At 57.9% G+C, this 20,280-nt stretch carries 26 protein-coding genes and 1 pseudogene; 22 read left to right on the top strand and 5 right to left on the bottom strand.

Annotated elements, in window-relative coordinates; genetic code table 11:
- The first annotated feature begins 123 nt into the window (after positions 1-123).
- Positions 124-435, top strand: a complete 312-nt coding sequence (locus H8K04_09330) for a hypothetical protein (GenBank protein UVT17704.1) — start codon at positions 124-126, stop codon at positions 433-435.
- Entirely contained in the window at positions 420-632 is a 213-nt protein-coding gene (locus H8K04_09335) for a DUF2283 domain-containing protein (GenBank protein UVT17705.1), read from the top strand. The genes H8K04_09330 and H8K04_09335 overlap by 16 nt, the downstream gene beginning before the upstream one ends.
- Positions 633-775: 143 nt before the next feature.
- Here H8K04_09335 and H8K04_09340 read toward each other — a convergent pair whose 3' ends face one another.
- On the bottom strand, positions 776-1,006 hold the full coding sequence (locus tag H8K04_09340; GenBank protein UVT17706.1) for a ribbon-helix-helix protein, CopG family: 231 nt from the start codon (positions 1,004-1,006) through the stop codon (positions 776-778).
- 227 nt (positions 1,007-1,233) lie between these two features.
- On the opposite strand from H8K04_09340, the gene H8K04_09345 reads away from it, so the two are divergent.
- The 3 genes and pseudogenes from H8K04_09345 (at position 1,234) to H8K04_09355 (ending at position 3,807) form a co-directional block, all read left to right on the top strand.
- Positions 1,234-1,374, top strand: a complete 141-nt coding sequence (locus H8K04_09345) for a hypothetical protein (protein UVT17707.1) — start codon at positions 1,234-1,236, stop codon at positions 1,372-1,374.
- A pseudogene (locus H8K04_09350) lies at positions 1,361-3,172 on the top strand (type I restriction endonuclease subunit R). The gene H8K04_09345 and the pseudogene H8K04_09350 overlap by 14 nt, the downstream one beginning before the upstream one ends.
- Positions 3,169-3,807 (top strand): hypothetical protein, encoded by a 639-nt coding sequence (locus H8K04_09355; protein UVT17708.1) that lies wholly within the window; start codon positions 3,169-3,171, stop codon positions 3,805-3,807. Before H8K04_09350 ends, H8K04_09355 begins: the two are co-directional and overlap by 4 nt.
- 82 nt (positions 3,808-3,889) lie before the next feature.
- Here the strand turns inward: H8K04_09355 and H8K04_09360 are convergent, their stop codons facing one another.
- Positions 3,890-4,570 (bottom strand): hypothetical protein, encoded by a 681-nt coding sequence (locus H8K04_09360; GenBank protein ID UVT17709.1) that lies wholly within the window; start codon positions 4,568-4,570, stop codon positions 3,890-3,892.
- A gap of 544 nt (positions 4,571-5,114) precedes the next feature.
- On the opposite strand from H8K04_09360, the gene H8K04_09365 reads away from it, so the two are divergent.
- The 4 genes from H8K04_09365 (at position 5,115) to H8K04_09380 (ending at position 6,473) form a co-directional block, all read left to right on the top strand.
- Positions 5,115-5,309 (top strand): DUF2283 domain-containing protein, encoded by a 195-nt coding sequence (locus H8K04_09365; GenBank protein ID UVT17710.1) that lies wholly within the window; start codon positions 5,115-5,117, stop codon positions 5,307-5,309.
- Positions 5,310-5,388: 79 nt separating this feature from the next.
- Entirely contained in the window at positions 5,389-5,694 is a 306-nt protein-coding gene (locus H8K04_09370; GenBank protein ID UVT17711.1) for a HigA family addiction module antidote protein, read from the top strand.
- 20 nt (positions 5,695-5,714) lie between these two features.
- Entirely contained in the window at positions 5,715-6,113 is a 399-nt protein-coding gene (locus H8K04_09375) for a YjbQ family protein (GenBank protein UVT17712.1), read from the top strand.
- A gap of 177 nt (positions 6,114-6,290) precedes the next feature.
- Complete coding sequence (locus H8K04_09380; protein UVT17713.1) at positions 6,291-6,473, top strand: DUF433 domain-containing protein; 183 nt, start codon at positions 6,291-6,293, stop codon at positions 6,471-6,473.
- A gap of 129 nt (positions 6,474-6,602) precedes the next feature.
- On the opposite strand, the gene H8K04_09385 is transcribed toward H8K04_09380, so the two are convergent.
- Positions 6,603-7,289 (bottom strand): zinc metallopeptidase, encoded by a 687-nt coding sequence (locus tag H8K04_09385; GenBank protein UVT17714.1) that lies wholly within the window; start codon positions 7,287-7,289, stop codon positions 6,603-6,605.
- A gap of 243 nt (positions 7,290-7,532) precedes the next feature.
- Here H8K04_09385 and H8K04_09390 point away from each other — a divergent pair, with 243 nt between their 5' ends.
- From H8K04_09390 to H8K04_09410, 5 genes are all read left to right on the top strand, one after another.
- On the top strand, positions 7,533-7,745 hold the full coding sequence (locus H8K04_09390; protein ID UVT17715.1) for a 2-oxoisovalerate dehydrogenase: 213 nt from the start codon (positions 7,533-7,535) through the stop codon (positions 7,743-7,745).
- Complete coding sequence (locus H8K04_09395) at positions 7,742-7,984, top strand: type II toxin-antitoxin system HicA family toxin (GenBank protein ID UVT17716.1); 243 nt, start codon at positions 7,742-7,744, stop codon at positions 7,982-7,984. The genes H8K04_09390 and H8K04_09395 overlap by 4 nt, the downstream gene beginning before the upstream one ends.
- 47 nt (positions 7,985-8,031) lie before the next feature.
- On the top strand, positions 8,032-8,784 hold the full coding sequence (locus H8K04_09400) for a dienelactone hydrolase family protein (protein ID UVT17717.1): 753 nt from the start codon (positions 8,032-8,034) through the stop codon (positions 8,782-8,784).
- A 5-nt stretch (positions 8,785-8,789) separates the two neighbouring features.
- Positions 8,790-9,020, top strand: a complete 231-nt coding sequence (locus H8K04_09405) for a hypothetical protein (GenBank protein UVT17718.1) — start codon at positions 8,790-8,792, stop codon at positions 9,018-9,020.
- Between the two features lie 74 nt (positions 9,021-9,094).
- Positions 9,095-10,288, top strand: a complete 1,194-nt coding sequence (locus tag H8K04_09410) for a geranylgeranyl reductase family protein (protein ID UVT17719.1) — start codon at positions 9,095-9,097, stop codon at positions 10,286-10,288.
- 44 nt (positions 10,289-10,332) lie between these two features.
- Here the strand turns inward: H8K04_09410 and H8K04_09415 are convergent, their stop codons facing one another.
- Entirely contained in the window at positions 10,333-11,061 is a 729-nt protein-coding gene (locus H8K04_09415; protein UVT17720.1) for a hypothetical protein, read from the bottom strand.
- A gap of 270 nt (positions 11,062-11,331) precedes the next feature.
- Between H8K04_09415 and lepB the strand changes: the two genes are divergently transcribed.
- From lepB to H8K04_09445, 6 genes are all read left to right on the top strand, one after another.
- Positions 11,332-12,282, top strand: a complete 951-nt coding sequence (gene lepB, locus H8K04_09420) for a signal peptidase I (GenBank protein ID UVT17721.1) — start codon at positions 11,332-11,334, stop codon at positions 12,280-12,282.
- A 190-nt stretch (positions 12,283-12,472) separates the two neighbouring features.
- A complete protein-coding gene (locus H8K04_09425) occupies positions 12,473-14,803 on the top strand; it encodes a SpoIIE family protein phosphatase (protein ID UVT17722.1) in 2,331 nt (776 codons plus the stop codon).
- A gap of 97 nt (positions 14,804-14,900) precedes the next feature.
- The gene (locus tag H8K04_09430; GenBank protein ID UVT17723.1) at positions 14,901-15,245 is read left to right on the top strand and encodes an STAS domain-containing protein; all 345 of its coding nucleotides are present in this window, start codon (positions 14,901-14,903) and stop codon (positions 15,243-15,245) included.
- 230 nt (positions 15,246-15,475) lie between these two features.
- Positions 15,476-15,859: an STAS domain-containing protein gene (locus tag H8K04_09435; protein UVT17724.1), complete on the top strand. Its 384-nt coding sequence runs from the start codon at positions 15,476-15,478 to the stop codon at positions 15,857-15,859.
- Between the two features lie 4 nt (positions 15,860-15,863).
- Positions 15,864-16,322, top strand: a complete 459-nt coding sequence (locus tag H8K04_09440; GenBank protein ID UVT17725.1) for a hypothetical protein — start codon at positions 15,864-15,866, stop codon at positions 16,320-16,322.
- A 214-nt stretch (positions 16,323-16,536) separates the two neighbouring features.
- On the top strand, positions 16,537-16,845 hold the full coding sequence (locus H8K04_09445) for a hypothetical protein (protein ID UVT17726.1): 309 nt from the start codon (positions 16,537-16,539) through the stop codon (positions 16,843-16,845).
- Positions 16,846-17,003: 158 nt separating this feature from the next.
- On the opposite strand, the gene H8K04_09450 is transcribed toward H8K04_09445, so the two are convergent.
- On the bottom strand, positions 17,004-17,174 hold the full coding sequence (locus H8K04_09450; GenBank protein ID UVT17727.1) for a hypothetical protein: 171 nt from the start codon (positions 17,172-17,174) through the stop codon (positions 17,004-17,006).
- On the opposite strand from H8K04_09450, the gene H8K04_09455 reads away from it, so the two are divergent.
- On the top strand, positions 17,166-18,896 hold the full coding sequence (locus H8K04_09455; GenBank protein UVT17728.1) for a DEAD/DEAH box helicase: 1,731 nt from the start codon (positions 17,166-17,168) through the stop codon (positions 18,894-18,896). The two genes, H8K04_09450 and H8K04_09455, sit on opposite strands and share 9 nt — an antisense overlap.
- A 58-nt stretch (positions 18,897-18,954) precedes the next feature.
- The gene (locus H8K04_09460) at positions 18,955-20,214 is read left to right on the top strand and encodes an FAD-dependent oxidoreductase (protein ID UVT17729.1); all 1,260 of its coding nucleotides are present in this window, start codon (positions 18,955-18,957) and stop codon (positions 20,212-20,214) included.
- Positions 20,215-20,280: the final 66 nt, after the last annotated feature.

A 20,280-nucleotide genomic window follows, 5' to 3' on the forward strand; every position in this document is an offset into this window, starting at 1 on the left:
AAGATCAGCCATGGGCCTCAGCTATTGCTACGGGGGACGTGATTTCTTAAAGGGAAACGGATAAGCTCCCGCCCACGTAACTTATGGTGTATTGAGTGCCCCCATTTCGTATAAGGCAGTCCTTTGAAGACTATTCTTGATTGTTTTGGGCGATTGATAAGACTAACGGATGAGCGAATAGCGCATATTCTGCAACATCCTGAAATGGTCGATATGGAATCGGAGATCATTCGTGTTCTGCAGACCCCCGCAGAGGTGCGTCTGTCCCGTTCAGACAGTACTGTTCAGCTATTCTACGAGTACTACACCAAGACACGTGTTGGTGGGAAATGGCTCTGTGCCGTGGTAAAGTATGCAGCGAATGACGGCTTTGTGGTGACCGCCTATCTTACAGACCAGCTGAAACCAGGAGAGACCATATGGCCGAAAAAGTAAAAGTTTGGTTTGATCCGGAAGCCGATTACCTGGAAGTCCAGTTTCGAGAGGCTCCTGGCTTTATGCGGCCGACTGCGCACGATGCCGTTATGGAGCGCGTGGATGGGCAGGGCCATGTCCTAGGCTTCAGCGTTATCGGTGTCAGCCGTTTTCGTAAAGACCATCCATTAGAAGCTGAGTTGGTCGCCGGGGAATAACGCACCCTCCCTTAAAGCTCCCTTCGGTTCAAAATCATTCTTAGACGGCGCAAGACGCCGTAGAACTTCACCTTCCAGGGGTAGACTTCCCGCCGGTAGCGATCTTTTTAAGCTCTTTTTCGTCCGAGCGCTTAATAGTGAGATTATAGGAGCCCGTCACGCTTCAAATCCTCAAGCACCTTTTCGAACGGACGGGATGGTTCCGTCGCGCGGCGATCGAACGCCTCCAGATCGAGGGCGTCTTCACGAAGAGATGCCAGCACCGCGGCATTCACTAAGTCTGAAACCGATCGATCGGTCGTGGCGGCTTTGACCTTCAGCGCGCGATAGACTTTGGGCTTCAAATAAATGGTCGTTCGGGTATCTGTCGGCATGGATGATTCCTCCAGCTAGTACCTCATGGCATTATTGCATGATGACACCAAAACGCTACAGGAAATCGCGGGATGTGTTGCCACAGTGAACGTCTGACTCGTCAGCCTGTTGAGACCTACCATAAGCCGCACGCCATTTGATCTCAGTTCGATATAAGTGTAAAGTCCTAAACTATAACGTGTAAGTTATGACGCCATTATCAGGCGAAGGTCATGAGGGATAAACCGTGAGAAGGGCCAAACGAGCCAAACTTGAAGCCGCCGGGTGGGCTATCGGGTCGGTAAAAGAGTTCCTCGATCTGTCAGAGGCCGACGCCACATTCGTCGAACTGAAATTGGCTTTCAGCCGTAGTCTACGGCCTGGATGAGATTGGTAAAGAGCAACGTGGGAAGAAGTTCGCGATCATTATTGATGAAGCGCATTCCAGTCAGGGCGGTCGCACATCAGCAGCGGTCAGTATGGCCCTCTCGACTGCCGGGGAAGGGGAAGACGACGAGACACTTGAAGACAAGATCAACCGGATCATGGAGGCTAAGAAGCTATTGCCCAACGCCAGCTACTTCGCCTTCACCGCCACCCCCAAGAACAAAACACTGGAAATCTTCGGTGAGGCACTCCCGCCTGATGCCGAAGGGAAGGTGCGTCATCGACCGTTCCACAGCTATACGATGAAGCAAGCGATTGAGGAAGGCTTCATTCTAGACGTACTGAAGCACTACACGCCGGTTGAGAGTTATTACAAGCTTGTTAAAAATGTGGAAGGCGATCCGGAATTCGATACCAAGCGAGCAAAGAAAAAGCTTCGTCGATATGTGGAAAGTCACGATCACGCGATTCGTCTCAAAGCCGAGATCATGGTGGACCATTTTCATGAGCAGGTGCTGGCGCTGAACAAGATCGGTGGACAGGCCAGGTCGATGGTTGTGACGAATGGAATCGAGCGGGCCATCCAGTACTACCACGCCTTCCGTGACTATCTGAAGGAGCGCAAAAGTCCCTATCAGGCTATCATTGCCTTTTCGGGGGAGCATGAATTCGGTGACGCGAAGGTGACCGAAACTTCTTTGAACGGGTTTCCATCGAGCCAGATTGCGGACAAGATTCAGGAGGATCCATACCGCTTTCTGATATGCGCCGACAAGTTCCAAACGGGTTATGACGAACCGCTGCTCCACACGATGTATGTGGATAAGATTCTCTCCGATATCAAAGCAGTGCAAACGCTGTCCCGCCTCAACCGCGCGCATCCCCAAAAACATGACGTCTTCGTGCTCGATTTTATGAATGCCAGCGAAACGATTCAGGAGGCGTTCGCGGACTATTATCGTACGACGATCCTTTCTGAAGAGACCGATCCCAACAAGCTGCATGACCTGAAGACCGCTCTCGATAGTCACCAAGTATACAATCCGATTCAGGTCCATCAGCTTGTGGCGCTGTATCTGGGCGGGGCCGACCGTGACAAGCTCGATCCGATTTTGGATGCCTCCGTCGCCGTGTACAAGCAGCAGCTTGATGAGGACGGGCAGGTGGATTTCAAGGGTAAGGCGAAGGCTTTTTTGCGAGCCTATGGGTTCCTCTCTTCGATACTGCCCTATACCAATGCGGAATGGGAAAAGCTGTCGATCTTCCTTAACTTCCTTGTGTCCAAATTGCCGGCACCAAAGGAAGAGGATCTCTCCAAAGGGATTTTGGAAGCCATCGATATGGACAGTTATCGCGTCGAGAAAAAGGCAGCCAGGAAGATTCAACTACCGGATGAAGATGCTGAGATTGAGCCGGTGCCAACAACTGGCGGCGGATATAGGTCCGAGCCCGAGCTGGATCGACTCTCAAATATCCTCAAGGGCTTCAATGATCAATTCGGCAATATTCCATGGACCGATGCTGATCGTGTGCACAAGCTCATTACAGAAGACATCCCTAGCCGTGTGGCTGCTGACACGGCATATCAAAATGCGAAACAGAACTCAGACAAACAGAATGCAAAGATTGAACATGATAAGGCTTTGGCCAGAGTTATGACCGCGGTCCTGAAGGATGATACGGAGTTGTTCAAACAATTCATGGACAACGAGTCATTCAAGCGCTGGCTAACAGATACGGTTTTTAAAATCACTTATGACAATCGACCCGAACCCTCTTCGAAGGACATTCAAACGTGAAAAGGGTCTACAGCAAGCAACGAGTAACGCATCAACCCATATTGAGGTTATTCTCAGCGCTCGCCAAGCGGATAGAGGATTATGACAATCCCCCTAACGATACAGGCTATTGGTATGGCGAAAGAGCCATGACTGGATTTCTGTCTGCTGCTGCTTGGTCACTGAAAAGTGGTTGGACGGTGGAAGAATTCACTGGCTTAAGAATGAGTGCAGGAAGAAGGGGTAATGGCAAGGGAGATATTTGGTTAGGATTTGGTAGAAAGGCATATACCATCGAAGCGAAGGCAGTATGGCCGGGAAGCAGTATCGAAAATGCAATTAGAGGAGCAGAAAGAAAATTAAGCGAGGCAAAAACCCAGTTGCGACAACCGCATAAAACATACCAGGTGGGAGTTCCGGTAGCTATTTGTTACATCATTCCTGATCTAAATATGAAAGGAAGATTTTCAGGAAAACATTCGATCAAAGAGTTTTTCACGGAAATGCCGGAACGGCTTAGTGATCATCAAACTGCGGTCGCTTCACTTTGGTATGACAAGAGAGCGCCGCGCTATCAAGGAAGAATATATCCTGGTGTAGTGATTGTGGGCCGACTTTTGTCGATATGGTCTGGACGTATTCAGGCTCCCAGATAGATTGCCCTACTTCGCTAGAAGGCTAAAAAGAGGTTCGGGAGTCTTCACCGCTCCTCACGTCAGCGCCATCACGGTCGAGCCGCTACGGGGTGGCCGGGCGCAATTCCATCGGCGCTTCGCGCGCGTCGTTTGCCAAGTCTGGATGGCTTTCGGTGAGCTTGGTCAAATCCGCTTGTTGGGCATTCTGCAGCGTGAACCGGTAGGGACGGTCGTGCGAGAGATACCGGGGGACTAGGATATGGAGCCGCCCGATGTAGCGGACCGCGCCTGGTTCTACGGTGAACACGGCTTTGATGTCGCCGCCGAGTCCCATGAAGCCGGACGCCTGGAAGGAGCGAATGAGGTAGCGGCCGGGACGCAACCGCGAGACGAACAGTTTGGCTTCATCGGCCTTGGTCGTCAGTTCATAGGTGTCGGCATAGGGGCTGAGCCCTTCGGGATCGCCGGGCTGAATCTGGACGACATTGAGGATGAAGGTTTCGTTGGCGAGGGGCTGGATGGTCGACGGCCTCTCGGGCTTTTCTGGTTCGATCTCGACTGATCCAACGACCACGCCCCATTCGTTGCCCGGCACGGCGATGCGGTCGCCGGACATGTCGAGAGACTTCGCACACGAGGTCGAGGTCAGCAGGCCGGCGACTAAAACGATTCTGCCCCACTGCAAAGCCGCGCGACCGGCTGTCACAGATGACGGAAAGTAGTCGGCCTTCATGGCGGTGGCATTGTCTCTCGGTGGATCCTCCGGAATCAATCGTTTTGTCAATCGTATGGGGTCATGGTCTTCGTAAAGACCGTGGAGAACAAAGCGGTCGTGCGTCTTTTAGGTCGTCGTTCACTCTTGCCACAACCCTTTCAGCTTTCTAGAATGAAGCTTCTCCATCATTGAGGACCTGCTCACATGGCCGAAGTGCTCCGCATCAAAACATCTGCTCCGAAAGAGGTCGTCGATCTGACCGATCGGTTTGAGACGCTGATCTTAAAGTGAAGACGGAGGAGTTCTGCCCTCTCTTTATGGGCTTTAGGTTTTAGGAGGCGACGATATGAGAGTTAAACTATGACTTTTGTCTTCTCAAAGCATGTCCTTGAGGAATTGATTGAACGGAATATTCCTCGGGATCTTGTCGAACAGGTACTTCAGGCACCGCAACAAAGGTCCCGGAGGTCGAAAACGTGATCTGTTATCAGTCACGGTTTGATATGAGAGGAAAAGAATACTTGCTAAGAGTGATGGTTAACGAGACAATTACTCCTGCCAAAGTCGTTACCGTGTATCGCACAAGCAAGATCAGAAAATATCGGAGGTCCTCATGAAAGTGAAATATGACCAGGAAGTGGATGTCCTAACCATACGGTTCAACGACACTGACATAGAGGAAAGTGATGAGAGCAAGCCCGGCGTGATTCTGGACTATGACAAAGTGGGAAAGATCGTCGGTATCGAGATCTTGAACGCATCAAGGCAAATAGAGAACCCAAAATCATTGGAGGATGCCGTCGCTTGACAGATCGAAAAGGAGACCGCGACTTCCCAAGAATGACGGAGGATCACGGCCTTCCATCTGTTATTAAGAGGCACATAGGATGAGCCGCATGCATAATCCGCCCCATCCGGGAGAAACATTGCGAGAAGATATTCTGCCCGCCTTGGGTTTAACGGTCACGCAAGCTGCAACGCAACTGGGAGTGACTCGCGCGGCCTTGTCACGTGTCTTAAATGGGCGTGCGGCAATCTCACCGGAAATGGCGCTGCGATTAGAGGGATGGCTCGGGGTGAAACATGGGGGGCGAGCTGATGCATGGTTGGCACAGCAGGCCGCCTATGATCTATGGCAAGCTCGTAAGGCCGGCGCGCCGCGAGTGCGGAGAGCCGTCTTGGTTGAAGCCTGAGAGAGCACGAAAAGATCCATATGGCCGAAGTGCTCCGTATCAAAACGTCAGCTCCAAAAGAAGTCGTAGATTTGACCGATCGGCTTGAGGCGATATTCCGGAAAGCCAAGCTGCAGGAGGGAGTCTGCGTTCTGTTTGTCACGCACACGACGGCGGCGTTGACCACCGGGGAGATCGGGGAGGGGACGGAGCAGGATCTGTTACAAGTCGTCGAGAAGATGGTCCCCCGCATTCAGTTTCAACACGCGCATAATCCCGCGCATGCCTGGTCGCACATGGCGTCGTCGATTCTCGGGCCGTCGCTCACGGTATTGGTCTCGGGCGGCAAGCTGGTGCTCGGCACGTGGCAATCGGTGATGCTGGTCGAACTCGACGGCCCGCGCGAACGCACGGTGCACGTGACGCTGCTGCCGGCGTGAGGTAAACCCAAGGCACAAACGCAATTAATGTCTTCAACTCAAGGATTGAAGGCTGGTGACGTCCAATCAGGTCATCCAGATGGGAGGCTGTGTGGTGGTTGAAGATGATGGCGACTGACTGTCTGCGACTGCTTAAGTGTGGTATGCTACGCATGTTTGAGGTTTCCGGAGCCTCTCATGACCACAAATAGAATAGAGATGAACTCCAAAGTGATGATGGGCAAGCCTGTCATCCGGGGCACGCGCATTCCCGTCGAGCTGATCCTTCGAAAACTCAGTGAAGGGGCGACAGAAGCCGATCTGCTTGATGCCTACCCTCGGCTGACCAAAGCCGATATCCAAGCCGCCAAGACAGTCTGAGTCATTTTGATTGTTTCGGGTCTATCCTATCGCCCCTATTCATTTGTGAACTCTGGAGCGGACGCGACGGCAAGCGCGAAGCCTGTGCGGTTCACGGTTGATTCGGTGCGAGAGCGAGAAGTGGCCCGTTTATCGTCTCAAGAAGGCGATCCAGCGCCACAGGTTCAGCAGGCTGGCGAGGGAGGCCGCCACGTAGGTCAGCGCGGCTGCGGTGAGAATGCTGCGCGCCCCCTGCTCATCTTCAGGCGTCAGGTAGTTGCCCTGGCGGAGTACGGGAAGGGCGCGCCTGAAACTGGCGTCCCACTCGACGGGGAGCGTGACGAGATGGACCAACGTGGCGATCCCCATCGTCGCGATTCCGGCCATCATGACGACGACACTCGCGACCGGAGTTCGGGCTATTGCTCCCGCAATCGGAATCCCCATCATGATGACCGCTCCGACCTTCTCCGCACTCTGCGCGACCTTCACGAGCTTGGTGCGTTCCGCGAGCGGCTGGTACCCCAGATGATCTTGAATGGCGTGCCCGACCTCGTGGGCGGCGACCGTAATCGCCGTGAGGGATTTCCCATCGAAGATCGCGGGTGTCAGGCGGACGGCTTTGGTGAGAGGATCGTAGTGGTCGCCTTTCTCGGTCGGTTCGACTTTGATGTGCTGCAGGTCGAATCGATTGAGCAGATGCCGGGCCAATTCGCCTCCGGTTCCCGGATAGTCGTCACGGGGCGCGCTATGCTTGGCAAACACCCGCCTGGTCCAGAGCTGCGGCCCGACAAGGACCAAAGCAGCCACGATCAAGAATAGGACGAGACGCACCATGGATCAATCTTCCCCTCTGATACAGGCTAACACAATTGAAGACTGGAACTGAAAATTTGGGTAGTTCCAAGTGAGGTAGAACGGAGATTGCGGACAAGCAAGGTACCGGCTCTTTTCAACAGCCTGAGTGTACAGCGGGGTCGTAACCGATTCGTAGCGCTCCTGTAATAAGCCGTTGCAGGCTGGACATTGGATGTGGGCGGGACTACCATGTGTGAACGTACCCCCTTGATGAGATGAAAGATGGCTATAAGTGAATTGATCTTTGTCGTGGAAGAGGCTCCTGAGGGCGGGTACATTGCTCGGGCACTGGGCCACTCTATCTTTACAGAAGCGGATACGCTGGCAGAATTGCCAGGGAAAGTCCGCGATGCAGTTCGATGTCATTTTGAAGATGGACAAGCGCCGAAAGTCGTCCGTCTTCACCATGTTCGCGAGGAAGTTATCGCCGTATGAGGCTTCCCCGCGATCTGTCTGGAAGCGATCTCGCTCAGGCCCTTCGCAAGTTCGGCTACTCGATCACCCGCCAAGCCGGTAGTCACCTTCGACTCACCACATATGAGCACGGCGAGCATCATCTCACGATCCCCCAACATACGCCGCTTCGCATCGGTACTCTCTCAGCCATTCTTGCCGATGTGGCCGCACATTTTGAACTCACCCGTGAGCAGCTGCTTCAGAGGTTGTTTGGCTAAGAGCGAGCCCATACGGGAAGTCTTTCTCAATTGTCTCGGAGACCCACATGATCATCACGGACAGCGAATCGGCCGATATTCCCACCCCGACTGGGCCGATACGAACCTATGTCCTTCGCCCTGTGGCGGGGGGCCGCTATCCGGGACTGATCCTGTACTCCGAGATTTTCCAGGTCACGGGTCCCATCCGGCGCATGGCGGCGATGCTGGCGGGCCATGGCTTCGTGGTGGCGGTGCCGGAGATTTTCCACGAGCTCGAGCCGGCGGGCACGGTCCTCGTCTATGACGAGGCTGGCGCGGCACGCGGGAATCGACATAAGATCACCAAAACCTTGGCGAGCTATGGCGGCGATGCGCGCGCGGCGCTGGATTATCTGGCGTCGTCACCGCACTGCACGGGCAAGCTGGGCGTGGTGGGCATTTGCATCGGGGGGCATCTGGCGTTTCGCGCGGCGATGCAGCCCGATGTGCTGGCCGCCGCCTGTTTCTACGCGACGGACATCCACAAGCGCAGCCTGGGGCAGGGCATGCATGACGACAGTTTGGACCGGATCGGCGAGATCGCGGGCGAGTTGCTGATGATCTGGGGCCGGCAGGACCCCCACATTCCCGGCGAAGGCCGGGCGCTCATCTACAACGCGCTGAGCGATGCCGGCGCGGATTTCCAGTGGCATGAGTTCAATGCCGTGCACGCCTTCATGCGCGACGAAGGTCCCCGCTACGATCCCGCTGCGGCCCGGATCGGCTACGACATGGCGTTGGAGTTATTCCACCGCCGGTTGGGCGAAGGCGGAACATAATCTCCATGTCTGGTGGATCCGACTTCAGCTTTTTCGAATCGCTCACCGGCGACCACCGCCGGCGGTTCTACGAACGCCATCGGAGGATCGCGCTGTTCATGATCGTCATCTTGTTGCTCGCTCCGTTTGCCGGGCTCTATGTGACGGGCCTGCTCGGATCGGTGGTCGGCGTGCTGCTGTCCGTCGCGGCTTACTATCTGACGCCCCCGCTCTGGATCATGCTCGATCTCCAATAGTCGCACCGGCTCGGATAGATTCTGAAGGCAGAAATGGTACCGAGACGTTTCTGAAGTGATCGTGGGCATGACGTATGAGCTCCACGTATGACGTGATTGTCGTCGGCAGCGGACCGGCCGGTGCTCTCGCCGCGTGGAGGCTGGCGAAGGCGGGCGTGGCGGTCGCCGTGCTCGAGAAAGCCGCGCTGCCGCGGTACAAGACCTGCGGCGGCGGGATCGTGGGACGGGCCCTGAAGGCGCTTCCTGTGGACGTGCGCCATGTGATCGAACAGGAATGTCATACCGCTCAGCTGAATGTTCTCCCGCCGGGATTGTCGTTCACCACACGTCGACCGTCGCCCATCGTCTCCATGACGATGCGGTCTCGGTTTGACCGTACTCTTCTCTCAGCCGCACAAGCAGCCGGCGCTGTCCTTCATCAACGCTGCGCGCTCGAGGACGTCTCGCTCAACGACGGTGTCGTCACGGTTGCCACCAACGCGGGCTCGATGCGCGCCGGCTTCGTGGTGGCCGCCGATGGAGCGCTCAGCCCGGTCGCGCGAACAATGGGACTCGCCGATGGTCGCACGCTCATTCCGGCGCTCGAGTACGAAGTGACGGTGCCCCATACCCGGCTGGATGCGTTTCACGGTGTCGCGAGATTTGATTTCGGCTGGCTCCCCCATGGGTACGCGTGGGTCTTTCCCAAGAAACATCACTTGTCGATCGGGGTCCTCTCGATGGCCCAACAAGGAAGCGACCTCAAATCCTCGATGGCAACCTATCTCGACGCGCTCGGTTGTGGTTCCGTCAAGTCGATCGAGCCACACGGCTTCGTCATTCCCATCCGAGCACGCAGAGGACCGTTTGTCGACAAGCGCGTTCTGTTGGTCGGTGACGCCGCAGGGTTTGCCGACCCTGTCACCGGAGAAGGCATTTCGTTCGCCCTTCGGAGCGGGGTCATGGCGGCACAATCCTTGATTGATGGGAATCTTGAAGAGGAGTCGGTCGGAAGCGCATATACCAGCGCGCTGGCTGATACGATGCTTCCTGAACTGCGGACCGGACACATGCTGGCCCGGCTGCTGTACCACTTTCCCCGCACACGCTCATGGGCGTTTTCACGACAAGGTCAACGGCTCTGTGAAGCGGTCACGGACGTGATGACCGGGAAGCGGACCTATCGAGACGTGGCGTTCAATCCGCGAGCTCTGCTCCGGATGCTGGCGCCTCAATCCGCCGAACACCCGAAGCCCCGTCCTGCACGGCCGCGCGATGACCAGGGATGACCGTGTGCTGCACAGGTCCCGGCGGGCTTCTCGGGCCATCGGAATCAGAAGCGCAAGGACAACCCCGCGATGGCGTGGTGAGAGTCGTAGGTCGTTTTGAATGTTTCTGTGGCCGGGGCCGGCGTGGTGTTCTGATAATCCAATTCGCTGGTGAAGTGAGTAAAGCGATATTGTGCGAATGCCCCGAGCCGTTTCGTGAACATGAAGGTCGCTCCGGCGTCGACCTTCACGCCGAGGGACACGTTGGTGGAGCTTTGTCCGCCCGGCTGAACGAACGTGTTTTGGCCTGCGTAGGTGACGAATAGGGTCGGCCCCGCGGCGAGAAACGGCTGGACGCGCCCATGGACGAATTGTTCGTCTCGAAGGAGCGGAAGCCGTAGACGCAGGACATCGAAGCCGATTCCCCAAGCCGGCAAGCTCCAGTGGGCGGTTTGTACGGTACCGCCTCCGGTACCGCTCACACCCACCTGTTGTCCCGTGGGCGTCTTGAGGTGGAAGAAGAAGACGTCCAACCCGAATCCGACCCAATCCATCTTTTGCTTGTCCAGCCAGTACCCTCCACGTGCGCCGGCCGTCCAATTATTGTTGACGCCGAGGTCTTGGTAGGTCGTCGTGGTCCCCAATGAGCTCGTGACGGTGAGGTCCGGGCTTGAGGTCACGACTGCCCCGGTGTAGACATCCGCATACCATTCGGCAGATCCATCGCTTGGATATATCAGAAGCCCCATGCACAGCGCGAGACTCAGCATGCCGACAATCGTTCGACAGGTCATGATCGTGCTTCTCCCTGGTGAATAAATCTTCTTACCCCCAATTACATACCGGCTGCCGCTTCTTGGCCAGCACTATTCGATTTTGTGAACGTCGGATGTCACGCTTGGAATACGGATTCGACCCTCTGTGATCGAGATGACTTTCCCCTCGAGTCCTGCTGCGGTATCCTATCGTCATCCACGAACGAGTAGAGGTGCCGACTGAACCGCAAGATTCTCACGCATGCGCCCCGCATCTTCGGGACATCTTCGAGCCGCACGGTCGTCTCCTTGCTGGCCGTCTGCATCGGTCTCTGGAGCGGATGCGGCACGGCCACGGTCCCTGTGGCTCCCCGCGATCAGGAGCCCGGCACTGCATTTCAGCGGCTCGCTCAGCTGGAAGTGTCTTCCGGCCGTCTGTTCCAGGCGGTCGCTGATCAAGCCGATGTGGCGGGGTTCAGCCATCAGCTTCAACTCCAGTCCGATCTCGCCGACCCGCTCACTCCCTTCGACATGGAACGAATCGCGCAGTCGTTTGTGGGCGCGCTAAAAATTATGCTGTTCGATCTGGCTCCGGCGCACTTCTGGGAGCACCATCTCGCGCAATACTATGTCTCGACGCTGCAGGCCGATGAAGCTCAGGTGCTGGTTGATGGGTATGAGAAGGAGTTTCTTAAGGAATCCTTCAGACTGCGGGAGCTCCGCCGGGATTTTGTCAACGAGCGCCTGCGGGATCTGTTGCCGGCGGCACGAGCCCAGTCACATCTGTTCGAGGTCTCGAGCGCGGCGATGGCGCCCGCTGTTTTGCCCGGCGACCATGTCATTGTGAACAAAGCCGCCTATCATGCGGCCCCGCCCCGTCGGGGGGAGGTCGTCGTCTTCCGTTATCCGGACGATGCGGGACAGCTGTTTCTCCACCGTGTGATCGGTGTCCCCGGTGATCGAATCGAGATCCGTGATCAGGTGGTCTCCGTGAACGGTCAGGCATTGGCGGAACCCTACGTCCGACATACGGATACCTCCATCATGGCGGGGAATGTGCGCGATCGCCTTGGGCCGGTGACGGTGCCGCCCGAGTCGTACTTTGTCATGGGGGACAACCGGGAGAGCAGTTTGGATAGCCGCTTCTTGGGATCGGTCGGTGAGAAGTACCTGCTCGGAAGGGTCGTGTTCATCTACTGGTCGGTGGATGCCGCCACGAAGACGCCGCGCTGGGATCGCCTGAATCAGCGGGTGCCGTAACCGCGGTCCGCTATACGACGAATCTTCCCATCTCCCGGCGGCCGTCAGCTTGCGAGGTAGAGGCCAACGTGATAGGACTTTGCGATTGTCCGATTTCTGACCGTGCCGGGTCCGATTATCCAAGGCCCGTGGCTGTTTGAGATGATGTCCGATCCGCGTATGTCGAGAACGTCCTGACAGGAGTTTTAGCTTGCTCGGAGTTTGCGATTCAGTCCTTGCCTTCTCGTCGATGCTGCTCGGCGGCCCCGCCGCCTATGTGATCGTCAGCATCGCCGAACGGATGCGCGCGACGGACCAAAGCCGTGTCAAGATGCAGTGGCTGGCGATCGGCGCGGTCGCTGCTGGCCTGGAAATGTGGGCCATCCACTTCATCGGCAATTTGGCGTTCTGCCCGCCGATTCCCGCGGCACAGGACGTCGTGTTCGCCATTATTTCCATCCTGTCCGCCGGCACGGCCGGAGCCGTGGCCATCTATCTGATCAGTACCCATGACGGGAGCGAACTCCGGCTCATTTGCGGCGGCATGATCATGGGCGCGTGCATCATCATGACTCATTTCACCAGCCTGATGGCGATCCATCAGCTGGTGGATCTCAATCAGGACTGGTCCAGCTTTATCCTGTCGAATGTGGTGATCGTCGGGCTGGGAGTCATGGTCCTTGTGATCGGAGGCTGGAACGCTGCGTCCGGGGGCTGGCGGATCATGGAAAAAGCGACCGCGATGGGAGTCGCGATTTCCGCCGCCCACTTCACCGGGATGGTCCCCGCGTACAGTATGTCCATCGTGCTGACCGGTAGTCCGCCTCCTGGGATCGAAGTCGAGCTGCTCGCGGTGGTCGCGGTGTCGCTTTCGACGCTCCTGGCCATCATCGATCGCCATGTGACGATCGCATCACGCCTGGCGCGAGATAGTCAGGCTCGGATGATCGAGGCCATCGAAAGCGTCCCGCAAGGGTTTTCGCTCTTCGACGCGGACGACCGTCTGGTGATCTGTAACCGCAAGTACCGCGAGGTGGTGTCACAGCCCGGCGCCGAAGTTCAACCCGGCGACTCGTTCGAATCGATCATCCGCCGCATCGCGAAACGGGGCGACATACCGGCAGCGATCGGGGATGTCGATGCCTGGGTGAAGATGCGCCTCGACATGCACCGCAATCCCCAAGGGCCGTACATTCAACACCGGTCCAGCGGAGAGTGGGTCATGATCAACGAGAGGAAGACACAAGACGGCGGCACAGTCGCGGTGACAACCGACATTACGGCCCTGAAAAACGCGGAGCAGGCCGCGGAGGACGCCAAGGCCCGGTTGGCCGGCTCGTTGGCCTTGGTGAAAGCCGCGAAGGCCCGCATGCAGGAAGAACTCAATGTCGGCCGCGATATTCAGAGGAGCATGCTGCCCCGCGTGTTTCCGGCCTTTCCGGACCGGAAGGAACTGGAGCTCTATGCCGTCCTCGAGCCGGCCATGGAGGTTGGGGGCGATCTCTACGATTTCTTCATGGTCGATGACCGCAGGCTCTGTTTCGTGGTCGGTGACGTGTCCGGCAACGGGGTTCCCGCCGCGCTGTTCATGGCGATGACCAAGATCATGGTGAAGACACGGGCGGCGTCTGATCCGTCTCCGGCCAGCATCGTCACCCATGTGAACGACGCGCTCAGCCAGGACAACGATTCTTGTATGTTTGTAACCTTGTATCTGGGAATCTTGAATCTCCGCGACGGCACGCTCGTCACGACGAACGCGGGCCACAATCAGCCCTTGCTGAAGCGACAAGGCGGGCGGTTCGAGTGGCTGACGGCCCAAGACGGCCCCCTGGTCGGTCCCATGCCGGGCATCGCGTACAAGGAAAGCACGATCCGATTGGCTCCCGGGGATGAGCTCTTCCTGTATACCGACGGGGTCACCGAAGCCGATAACAGGAAACGCGAACTGTTCGGCAACGACCGGTTGAAAACGGTCCTCGACCAATCCGGGAATGTCTCGGTCGTCGATCGCCTCGGTGCGGTCATGAACGCGGTAAAGACCTTTTCCGGCAACGCGCCGCAGGCGGACGATATTACGATGTTGGGGTTGCGGTATCATGGCGTCGTTCCGTCCGAGTTGCCGGCCGAGGCCTTCCGTCAAACGATGACCAACCAATTGACGGCCATTCCCGACCTGCAGATGGCCTTTGAGCAGTACATCACACAGTGGGAAAGGGCCAGGCCGCTGATGCCCACCATCAACATGGCGCTCGATGACTTGCTCAACAATGTCGTGCAATATGCCTTCCCCAACGATCCGGGAGAGCATCGCATCCAGGTGGAAGGCGAAGTGCGCGATGGGTACGTCGTGCTGACCATTACCGATGACGGCATTCCGTTCAACCCCTTGACGGTCGCGCCTCCGGATCTGTCGCTGCTGCTGCATGAACGTGAGATCGGGGGATTGGGAATTCACTTGGTGCGCTCCATGTTTGATGTGGTGACGTACCATCGTGCCATAGGGCACAACGTCCTGACGGTGAAAAAAAAGCTGGCATGAGGCGCCGCTCTCATCAGACGCTCCGGCAATATCAGATCAGGACCACCCATCCCGGGAGGTTCCTGCGAGGATCAAGGAAGACAGAAGGAGGAGAGACATGACTGTCGTATCACGTCAGAGCGGTACCGTAATGATCGTCACCCCCCAAGGCCGGTTCGACACCAACGGCGCGCCCGAAGTTGAGCGTGTCCTGATGGAGCACATTGAACGCGGAGTGAAACAGATTGTGCTCGATCTCTCCAATGTAGAATACGTGTCATCGATCGGACTGCGGGTGATTCTCAAAGCCGTGATGGCGATGACCCGAATAGGCGGGAGAGTGGTGCTCTGCGATGGGAACGACCACGTCCGCACGGTGCTCCAGTTGAGTGGGGCGATGATCATGGCCCTCCATGCCTCCACGCTGGACGAAGCCATCGTGAAGGTACAAGCGGCCGGCTAGTGCCTTCACCGGGAGGGACCATCCCGGGCGTCCCGGGACCCTGTCGTCGGGACGTGGGTATCCTTCAGTGTCGTTGATATTATCGGACGATCTGTGGCATAAGCGTTTCCAGCCGCCATGGGCCTGACGGCCTCGGGAGGGATCATGAAGAGCGAGATCCACAGTCTACTCGTTGAATCGTTTTACGGCTGCGACTGAAGAGAGTTTTCTTACAGTAAAGGAGCGACACAATGGACCAAGGGACTCGACATACGTTGTTGGTGTCTTCTCATGAGAACGCCGGGATCACATTCGTCAATATGCACGGCAGCCTCGCGGCCACGACCGCCGAACACGGGACTGAGGAAATGAAAAAGGTCGTCGATGGTGGCGCGAAGAAGGTCATCGTGAACCTGGCGGATGTCGATTACATCAGCAGCGGGGGCATACGGGTACTGATGCTGGCGCATAAACAGCTCAACAATGTTCAGGGTGAGATGAAAATCGCCGCCGCGAAGGGCATGGTCAAGCAAGCCCTGGAGGCAAGCGGCTTTAATCTCCTGAACCGTGTGTACGGAGGCAACATTCAGCTCTGCAATACGGAAGAGGAGGCGGTGGCCGCCTTTAAAGCCTAGCAGGATGTCGGTAGCCCCCTTCTTCATCTCTTCGCATCACAGCCGGCCTTCCACCCGCCTTGGCCGCCAGTCTTCTCTACGGTCCGGAGCCGCCCTCCTGGCGGTTGTCTTCTCGGGGACCGGCTGCGCCACGATGGCGAAGGTGACCAATCTCTCGGATGAGCTCTGCAAGGATTCGTTCAGCCGGCAGCTCTCATCGATCCTGACGGCCCAGGGCGAAAAGCCCGAGGCGGCGGACGCGCTTGCCGCGAAAACCGTTTCGACTCTCACCACGTATGACCTGGGACCGAGGCCCTTCGCGATCGCGGCGCCCTCCGGCACCGATTACCGTTTCTTCGTGGATCGCAAGGGAACAGAGTGTGTGTTGACGCTGTATGGCCGCCGGAAAGGGTTCGTCTCCTACACCAACAACTTGACCTACATCGCCACTGAACCGCTTCCTGACTGTACCTGCGCCGATTAATTGCGCCGGTACTCATCCTTCCGCGTCACGTGCCGGATTGTCCGGCGACGGTCAATTTCTTGTTACATGAATGATTTTTCATGTTCTCCTAATCGTGTTTTCATGTTGCTGGAATATAAACAGAGGCCAGAGAGTTGAGGCTGTCGGCGCTGGAGGCGCGGCGGTCGCAAGGCTTGGGCCATCATTCCGGCGGAGAGCACAAGGAGGGGGCACCATGAAGGAAGCGACGAAAGGATTGACCGTATCCACGTCCCTGATTCCCACACCTGTGAGACGGGGACCGAAGCGGTTGTCACCCCAACATCTGTTGGAGCTGGCGACCAGGCTGTTCATCTTCAAGGCGGACCGCTGGAAACGGCGAGCGTTGTTCTACGAGCGGCATCGTGATTATTTTCCTCGGTTGTCCGCCGGCCGATTCGTCGATCGGTGTCGCGAGTTGGAGGCGACATACCGGGCACTCGCGCAGATCATGCTGCTCATGCCGGCACAGGATGAGTTGGTGCCGGCCCGCCAATTAGCCTGACCGAGGCCGTGCGAGTATGAGGTCCCCAGGTCTGATTCACCGGCCTTTTCTGGGCGGACGGGTAACGGATCTCCTGTCCGCCCGCTGACTTGGGAAGCGAGTCCCCACGAAGTCTCCCATTCGAAGAACTGCGAATGCATTTCAGCGCAGCGCTCGGCTCATACCATCACCGCCCGCATACCTGATCGGCGGCTTACGGATTCGGCGCGATCTTGCGCTGCCGCTCCAATTCCACGTAACATCACGGTTTCAGCGACCCATCGTGTCACGCTCTGCACGGTGCCTCGCGTATCTTTATTAGAAAGGCAGCCGTCTATTTTATGAAACATGGCCATTCTCCTGTATCCGCCGCTCCAACCGCGACCGGTTTTTCCCCGGGCTTCGCGTCATTAGGTCTCGAAGCGTCCCTCCTCGCGACGCTGGAAGCCCTGGGTTATGAGGAACCTACCCCGATCCAGCGAGAAGCCGTTCCTCCGCTTCTCACAGGCCGGGATGTGCTCGGGCAGGCGGCCACCGGGACGGGCAAGACCGCGGCCTTTGCCTTGCCGATGCTGCAGCGCATCGGCCATGGAACGAGGGCGCGTCCATCGGCGGTGGTGCTCGTCCCGACCCGTGAGTTGGCGATCCAAGTCGGAGAAGCGGTGCAGCGGTATGGAAAGGAATTGCGGGTCAGCGTGTTGGCTGTCTACGGAGGACAGGCCATCGGCCCGCAGTTCCATGCGTTGAAGCGGGGAGTCGACGTCGTCGTGGCGACACCCGGTCGGGCGCTGGACCACATCCGTCGCGGCACTCTGAAGCTCCAAGATGTGAAGATCGTTGTCTTGGACGAAGCGGATGAGATGCTCGACATGGGGTTTGCGGACGATTTGGACGCGATTCTGGAACAGACCCCGAAGACCAAACAAACGGCCTTATTCTCGGCCACGATGCCTCCGAGGATCCGCTCGATCGCGCACCGGCACCTGCATAATCCGGTCGAGATTACGATCGCGAAAGAGCCGGTCAAGGTCGGCACGGCTCCGCGGGTCCAGCAAACGGCCTATGTGGTGACGAGGCCGCACCGGGCGGCGGCGTTGGCCCGGGTGATCGACGTGGTCGGCGCGAAGTCGGCGCTGGTCTTCTGCCGAACCAGGCTGGAGGTCGATGAGGTGACTGCGATGCTGGCGGGCCGCGGACATCGGGCGGAGGCCATCCACGGCGGCATGAGCCAAGGGCAGCGCGATCGTGTGATGCAGGCATTCAAAACCGGGCAAACCGAATTACTCGTGGCAACCGACGTGGCGGCGCGCGGCCTGGATATTCCGCAAGTGTCCCATGTGATCAACTACGATCTTCCGTCGTCGGCCGAGGTCTATGTGCATCGAATCGGCAGGACCGGTCGAGCCGGCCGGGAAGGTGCGGCGATTACGATCCTCGACCCTCGCGGACAGCGTCTGTTGCGGAGTATCGAACAGCACACGAAGGCCCATGTTGCTGTCCAGCCGCTTCCCAGTGTGGCTGATCTCCGGGCCAGACGATTGGATCGTGTTCAAGCCGCCGTGGAGGACGTCTTGCAGGCCGGACAGCTGGATGCCTTCCGGTCCCTCATCGAACGGCTCTCCGCCACACACCCTCCGGCCGATGTCGCGGCGGCGGCGATCAAGCTCCTGATTCGCGCACAAGGCGGCGACCGCCCTGAGCAAGACATTCCTCTGGTCCCCGTCAGACAGCCTGAATTCGAACGGCCGATTCGGAATACCAACCGCTCTGGCGGCCCGCCACGCAGCGGGTTCACCGAGCGTCAGCCGGTGGGACGGATGGGGCGTGGCAGGACCGGCATGGCTCGGGTCTATGTCGGAGCGGGGCGTGAGGCGGGCATCCGACCGGGCGATCTCGTGGGAGCCATCGCCAACGAAGCGAAGGTCTCCTCCAATGTCATCGGGGCCATCGAAATCGAGGAGCGGTTTTCCCTCGTGGATGTTCCGGAAACCATGGCTTCCGGGATCATCGAGAGCCTCGGACGCGCGCGCATCAAAGGCCGCAAAGTGCCGGTGCGATTGTTTCGCGATTAGCCTTGTGAGAGGCGCACATGGTTTTCTTTTCCATCACGCCCCACTACAATAGCCGAGCATGACAGCGACTCCTCACGTGCTCGTCATCGGTGCGGGACTGGCGGGGCTGGTCTGTGCGCGTCGTCTGACGGAGGCCGGTGTGGCCTGTACGGTTCTTGAGGGCTCGGATGGCGTCGGCGGGCGCGCTCGGACGGATCGTTTCGAAGGATTTCAGCTTGACCGCGGCTTCCAGGTGTTTCTGACCGGTTATCCGGAGGCTCGCAAAACGCTGGATTATTCCTCGCTTGATCTCAAACCCTTTCATTCCGGAGCGCTCATTCGCTATGGCGGCCGGTTCCATCTCGTCAGCGATCCCCTCCGGCGACCACAGGATCTGCTGCAGATCTTGTTCACTCCGATTGGATCGCTGACCGACAAGTTCTTGGCGTTGCAACTCCGCCGAAACGCGTTACAGCAACGTCTCTGCTCCGTGGCCGGTGGGTCTGCGCGGTCGACCCATGATATGCTACCGGCCTATGGCTTTTCCGACTCCATCCTGACGCGCTTCTTCCATCCTTTTCTCAGCGGGGTGTTTTTGGAAACCGCATTGACCACCCCCTGTTGGATCTTCGAGCATGTGTGGGCCGCGTTTTCACGGGGGGAGACCGCTCTGCCACGGGACGGCATGGGAGCGATTGCGCAACAACTCGCGGCGGGGTTGCCTGCGGAGGCGGTACGTCTGAATCAGCCTGTGCGACAGATTGACGGTGCGAAAGTCGTACTGGAATCCGGCGAAGCGCTTACGGCAGATGCGGTGGTCGTGGCCACGGACGACCAAACCGCCGCCCGTTTACGTGGCGAACGTGTCTCTCATGCCGACGGACGCCGATCCACCACCGTGTATTTTGACGCACCGGCGGCTCCGCGAAGGGAGCCTTGGTTGATGGTCAACGGAGACGGAGACGAACTGGTCCACACGGTGTGTGTGTTGAGCGAAGCGGCGCCCTCCTACGCACCGGCGGGACGTGCCTTGATCTCAGTGGCTCTTGCGGATCGTCCAGGTGCGGCCGGCGGTGATCTGCCGGAGGCGGTGCGTACGGTTCTTCGATCCTGGTTCGGCCGGCAAGTCAACGACTGGCGCCATCTCAAAACCTATCAGATCCCGCGTGCATTGCCACCGGTCGAGCTGCTGCCGTCTTCACATCACGGGACCTCTGCGCGTGTGGCTCCCGGTGTCTACCTGTGCGGAGATTACCGCGAAAGCGGAACCCTCGATGGAGCACTCGTCTCAGGTCGTAAGGCTGCTGAGGCGGTCCTGACCGATTATCCGCTCTCGTAACGCACGATGGTCCTTGTGGTCTCAGCGTTTCCGTTGGTTGGAATCCCCGCGGCACCCGTCCGGCAA

It is taken from the genome of Nitrospira sp. (assembly GCA_024760525.1).
GTDB lineage: Bacteria > Nitrospirota > Nitrospiria > Nitrospirales > Nitrospiraceae > Nitrospira_D.

Excerpts from the sequence above, each read along its gene's own strand:
- H8K04_09450 (UVT17727.1), bottom strand. The coding sequence starts at position 17,174 with ATGTTTCATAAAATAGACGGCTGCCTTTCTAATAAAGATACGCGAGGC.
- H8K04_09430 (UVT17723.1), top strand. The coding sequence starts at position 14,901 with ATGACTGTCGTATCACGTCAGAGCGGTACCGTAATGATCGTCACCCCC.
- H8K04_09395 (UVT17716.1), top strand. The coding sequence starts at position 7,742 with ATGAGGCTTCCCCGCGATCTGTCTGGAAGCGATCTCGCTCAGGCCCTT.
- H8K04_09385 (UVT17714.1), bottom strand. The coding sequence starts at position 7,289 with ATGGTGCGTCTCGTCCTATTCTTGATCGTGGCTGCTTTGGTCCTTGTC.
- H8K04_09415 (UVT17720.1), bottom strand. The coding sequence starts at position 11,061 with ATGACCTGTCGAACGATTGTCGGCATGCTGAGTCTCGCGCTGTGCATG.
- H8K04_09335 (UVT17705.1), top strand. The coding sequence starts at position 420 with ATGGCCGAAAAAGTAAAAGTTTGGTTTGATCCGGAAGCCGATTACCTG.
- H8K04_09435 (UVT17724.1), top strand. The coding sequence starts at position 15,476 with ATGGACCAAGGGACTCGACATACGTTGTTGGTGTCTTCTCATGAGAAC.
- H8K04_09365 (UVT17710.1), top strand. The coding sequence starts at position 5,115 with ATGAAAGTGAAATATGACCAGGAAGTGGATGTCCTAACCATACGGTTC.
- H8K04_09455 (UVT17728.1), top strand. The coding sequence starts at position 17,166 with ATGAAACATGGCCATTCTCCTGTATCCGCCGCTCCAACCGCGACCGGT.
- H8K04_09340 (UVT17706.1), bottom strand. The coding sequence starts at position 1,006 with ATGCCGACAGATACCCGAACGACCATTTATTTGAAGCCCAAAGTCTAT.
- H8K04_09370 (UVT17711.1), top strand. The coding sequence starts at position 5,389 with ATGAGCCGCATGCATAATCCGCCCCATCCGGGAGAAACATTGCGAGAA.
- H8K04_09445 (UVT17726.1), top strand. The coding sequence starts at position 16,537 with ATGAAGGAAGCGACGAAAGGATTGACCGTATCCACGTCCCTGATTCCC.
- H8K04_09410 (UVT17719.1), top strand. The coding sequence starts at position 9,095 with ATGAGCTCCACGTATGACGTGATTGTCGTCGGCAGCGGACCGGCCGGT.
- H8K04_09460 (UVT17729.1), top strand. The coding sequence starts at position 18,955 with ATGACAGCGACTCCTCACGTGCTCGTCATCGGTGCGGGACTGGCGGGG.
- H8K04_09380 (UVT17713.1), top strand. The coding sequence starts at position 6,291 with ATGACCACAAATAGAATAGAGATGAACTCCAAAGTGATGATGGGCAAG.
- H8K04_09400 (UVT17717.1), top strand. The coding sequence starts at position 8,032 with ATGATCATCACGGACAGCGAATCGGCCGATATTCCCACCCCGACTGGG.
- H8K04_09390 (UVT17715.1), top strand. The coding sequence starts at position 7,533 with ATGGCTATAAGTGAATTGATCTTTGTCGTGGAAGAGGCTCCTGAGGGC.
- H8K04_09375 (UVT17712.1), top strand. The coding sequence starts at position 5,715 with ATGGCCGAAGTGCTCCGTATCAAAACGTCAGCTCCAAAAGAAGTCGTA.
- H8K04_09405 (UVT17718.1), top strand. The coding sequence starts at position 8,790 with ATGTCTGGTGGATCCGACTTCAGCTTTTTCGAATCGCTCACCGGCGAC.
- H8K04_09440 (UVT17725.1), top strand. The coding sequence starts at position 15,864 with ATGTCGGTAGCCCCCTTCTTCATCTCTTCGCATCACAGCCGGCCTTCC.